This window comes from Actinomyces sp. Z5, assembly GCF_003287795.1.
Classification (GTDB): domain Bacteria; phylum Actinomycetota; class Actinomycetes; order Actinomycetales; family Actinomycetaceae; genus Actinomyces; species Actinomyces glycerinitolerans.
In genome coordinates this window covers 31,075-35,063 of the sequence record NZ_QMIN01000090.1, presented here as the reverse complement: position 1 = coordinate 35,063, position 3,989 = coordinate 31,075, and the positions used below count along the sequence as shown (strand labels likewise).

Genomic DNA, 3,989 nt, shown 5'->3' with positions numbered 1-3,989 from the left:
CGTCCGGGCCCGAGTGGCAATCCCACCCGGGCCCGGACGCTTCGGACCGACTCAGTCGACGGTCGGATCAGGCGGCAACCGCCTCGGCGGCGGCTTCAGCCAAAAGCTTGCGAGCCCGGGCCTGCTTGAGGACGAGCACGCCGATGGCGGTGACCAACATGCCCGCGATGATCGAGATGAAGAACCCGAGCAGGTTGTCGATCGCGAAGAACACGAAGATACCGCCGTGCGGAGCGCGCGAACCCACGTGCAGCGCCATGGACAGGGCGCCGGTCACGGCGCCGCCCACCATGGACGGCGGGATGATGCGCAGCGGGTCGGCGGCGGCGAAGGGGATGGCGCCCTCGGAGATGAAGGAGGCGCCCAGCAGCCAGGCGGCCCGCCCGTTGTCCCGCTCGACGTCGGTGAACAGGCCCGGGCGCACCGTGGTGGCCAGCGCGAGGGCCAGCGGCGGCACCATGCCGGCCGCCATAACCGCGGCCATGATCTCGTAGGAGGCGGTGGTCGCCGCGGACAGGCCGGCGGTGGCGAACAGGTAGGCGGCCTTGTTGACCGGACCGCCCAGGTCGAAGCACATCATCAGGCCCAGGATGATGCCCAGGAAGATGGCGGAGCCGGAGTCTGCCATGGAGGTCAGCGAGTCGCTCATCCAGGTCATGAAGGAGGCCAGCGGGTTGCCGAGGACCATGTACATCAGGGAACCGACCACCAGTGTGGTGGACAGCGGGATGATGACCACCGGCATGAGGCTGCGCAGCCACCGGGGCACGTCCAGCCCCGCGAGCCAGGAGGCCATGTAGCCGGCGAGCAGCCCGCCGATCAGACCGCCGATGAAGCCGGCACCGATGGCCACCGACAGCGCGCCCATGGCGAAGCCGGGGGCGATGCCGGGGCGTCCGGCCAGGCCGAAGGCGGTGTACCCGGCCAGGGCCGGCACCAGGAAGTTCATGGCCGCGGTGCCCAGGAGGGCGAAGACCGCACCGATGTAGGCCATCAGCGGGGAGCCGCCCAGGGCGTGCGGGGCCGCGTAGGCCGGGTTACTCAGATCCGGCAGGTTCCAAAGGCTGGAGGCCGTGAGCCCCTCATCCGCGTTGCCGATGACGATGGTCTGGGCGGTGGAGCCGATGTCGTAGCCGCCGAACAGGAAGCCCAGGGCGGTGAGCAGACCACCCGCGGCCACGAAGGGAATCATGTAGGACACGCCGGTCATCACCGAGCGCTGCAGGCGCCGCGCCCAGTGCACGTGCTCCTCCTCGCCCTCGGCCTCGCCGCCGCCGGCACCCGCCGCCACCCGCTTGGCGCCGGGATCGTCGATGGCGGCCAGGGCCTGGTCCACCAGGGAGCCGGCGTCGTTGACAGCGGCCTTGACGCCGACGTCGATCACGGGCTTTCCGGCGAAGCGCTCCAGGCCCTTGACCGGCAGGTCGTGGGCGAAGATGACGGCGTCGGCCGCCTCCACCAGGTCGGCGTCGAGCCAGTCGATCTTGCCGGAGCCCTGCCCCTCGATGCGCACGGTCACGCCGCGCTCCTTGCCGGCCTGTTCGAGCGCCTCGGCGGCCATGAAGGTGTGGGCGATGCCGGTGGGGCAGGAGGAGACGCCGACGATGACGCGGCCGGTGTCGGCGGGAGCCGCGGCGGGCGCAGCGGCATCCTCCTGAGCGGGGGCGGCGCCGTCGCCGAGCAGCTCGGGCTGGACCTGCTCGGTGACCAGTCGGGCGACGTCCTCGGGGGTGGCCGCGGCGCGCAGGGCGCCGGTGAACTCCGACTTCATCAGCCCGCGGGCGAGCTTGGCCAGCAACTGCAGGTGGAAGTCGTCCGCACCGGCGGGGGCGGCGATCATGAACACGAGGTCGGCGCCCTGCCCGTCGGCGGCACCGAAGTCGACCGGCTGGTTCAGGCGGGCGAAGCCGAGCGAGGGGGCGAGCACGTGCGGGCTGCGGCAGTGCGGGATGGCGATGCCGCCGGGGATGCCGGTGGGCGCGGTGGCCTCGCGGGCCAGGGCGTCGGCGGCGAGCCCCTCGGTGGTGTCGGCGCGGCCGGCGGCGGCGACGACGTCTGCCAGGTAGTTGATGACCGCCTGCTTGTCGGTGCCGGCGGACGCGTCCAGGCGGACGAGTTCGGGCACGATCAGCGGCGTGTTCGCTGCGTTGGTGGGTTGGGACATGGTGTTTTCCTTGTGGTCTCCTGGTTAGTGGTGGTGTGGTTGCGGGCTGGTCAGAGCTCGGTGATTTCGGCGGCCTGCGTGGACAGGTCGGCGGGTCCGGGCAGGGTGGTACCGGGCAGGCCTGCGGCGGCGGAGCCGTAGGCCATGGCGGTGGCCAGACACTCGGGGGCGGCGGCGCCGTGCACGTCGGCCAGGATGTAGCCGGCGACGGAGGAGTCTCCGGCACCGACGGTGGAGATGACGGGGACGGCGGGAGCGGTGGCCCGCCAGGCGCCGGAGGCGGTGGCCAGGACGGCACCGGCGCCGCCGAGGGTGGCCAGCACCGCGCCCACGCCGCGGTCCACCAGGACGCGGGCGGCCTGGGCGACGGGGGCGTAGTCACCGGCGAGCGCGCCCTCTTCCAGGGCGGTGGCGCGCTCGGGGGGCAGGCCCGCGAGCTGGCCGAGCTCCTCCCCGTTGGGTTTGATCAGGTCGGGGGCGGCCTCGGGCAGGGCGGCGGCCAGGGCGGCCAGGGGCGCGTCGGAGGTGTCGACCGCGATGCGCAGCCCGGGGGCTGCCCGACGCAGCAGACCGACCAGGCGCGCGTACCAGTCGGTGGGGGCGCCGGGCGGCAGCGAACCGGACAGGATGGCCCAGCTGTGGACGCCGGCCGGGCTGTCCCGATCGACGCCGGCGGTGTTGTCGGCCGCACCCGCCGCCACGGCTCGACTCAGGGCCGCCTCCACGGCGGCGACCTCGGCGTCCGTCAGAGTGGCACCGGGCTCGTTGAGTTTGGTGGTGGTGCCGTCAGGCTCGGTGACGGCGGTGTTGATGCGCACGGCCCCGGCCACATCCACGGGGATTGTGCTCAGGCCGGGCGCGTCCAGCGCCTTGACCGCGGTCACCAGCGGGTCGTGCTCGGGCGCGGGCAGGACGGCGGTTACGGCCTCGCCGGAGCGGGCCAGCACGCGGGCGACATTGAGTCCCTTGCCGCCAGGCTCGGTGGTGACCGACTGCAGCCGGTTGACGCCACCGCGCACGAGCGGACCGGCGAGCGTGACCGTGCGGTCCAGTGAGGGGTTGGGGGTGAGTGTGATGATCATGCGATGAGGACCTCGGTTCCGGTGTCGGCGAGTTGGGCGGCCAGTGGCGTGGGGAGGGCGGCGTCGGTGACCAGCAGGTCGACGTCGTCGATGTCGGCGAAGGAGACCAGGTGCTCCTGGCCGATCTTGGTGGCGTCGGCCAGGGCGACGACGCGGCGGGCGGCGCGGACCATGGCGCGCTTTACGGCGGCCTCATCCGGGTCGGGTGTGGACAGCCCGTGCTCGGCGGTCAGGCCGTTGGTGCCCATGACGGCCACGTTCACGCGCATGGCGGCGAGCGTTTCCAGGGCCTCGGGGCCGACGGCGGCCTGGGTGATGCCGCGGACCTGACCGCCGAGCATGCGCACGGTCAGGTCACTGCGGCCGGCCAGCAGGGCGGCGGTGAGTACGGAGTCGGTTACCACCGTCAGTCCCAGGCCCTCGGGCAGGAGCCGGGCGAGGCAGCCGACGGTGGTGCCGGCGTCGAGCAGGATGGTGGCACCGGGGCGCAGCCCCAGGGCACCGACGGCGGCCGCGGCGATGGCCTGCTTGGCGGTGGCGCCCAGCAGTTCGCGTTCGGCGACGGCGGTCTCCGGGAGGGCCAGCACGGTGGCGGGGACGGCGCCGCCGTGGACCTTGCGCACGGCGCCGGCGCGGTCCAGGGCGGTCAGGTCGCGGCGGATGGTTTCGACGGTGACGCCGTAGCGGATGGCCAGGTCGGCGACGGCGACGCGACCCTCGTGGGCCACGGCATCGACGATGTC

The 3,989-nt window shown here is 73.3% G+C and carries 3 protein-coding genes; all 3 read right to left on the bottom strand.

The annotated features are described in order from the left end of the window. Positions 1-67: 67 nt before the first annotated feature. From DRB06_RS12480 to DRB06_RS12470, 3 genes are read right to left on the bottom strand one after another with little or no spacing between them, the layout of a single operon-like run. Entirely contained in the window at positions 68-2,164 is a 2,097-nt protein-coding gene (locus DRB06_RS12480) for a fructose-specific PTS transporter subunit EIIC (RefSeq protein WP_111820123.1), read from the bottom strand. 50 nt (positions 2,165-2,214) lie between these two features. Next, positions 2,215-3,246, bottom strand: coding sequence for a 1-phosphofructokinase family hexose kinase (locus DRB06_RS12475; RefSeq protein WP_073331113.1), 1,032 nt, complete (start codon positions 3,244-3,246; stop codon positions 2,215-2,217). After that, complete coding sequence (locus DRB06_RS12470; RefSeq protein ID WP_111820132.1) at positions 3,243-3,986, bottom strand: DeoR/GlpR family DNA-binding transcription regulator; 744 nt, start codon at positions 3,984-3,986, stop codon at positions 3,243-3,245. The genes DRB06_RS12475 and DRB06_RS12470 overlap by 4 nt, the downstream gene beginning before the upstream one ends. Positions 3,987-3,989: the final 3 nt, after the last annotated feature.

Coding starts and splice junctions, on each gene's coding strand:
- DRB06_RS12475 (WP_073331113.1), bottom strand. CDS start 3,246: ATGATCATCACACTCACCCCCAACCCCTCACTGGACCGCACGGTCACG.
- DRB06_RS12480 (WP_111820123.1), bottom strand. CDS start 2,164: ATGTCCCAACCCACCAACGCAGCGAACACGCCGCTGATCGTGCCCGAA.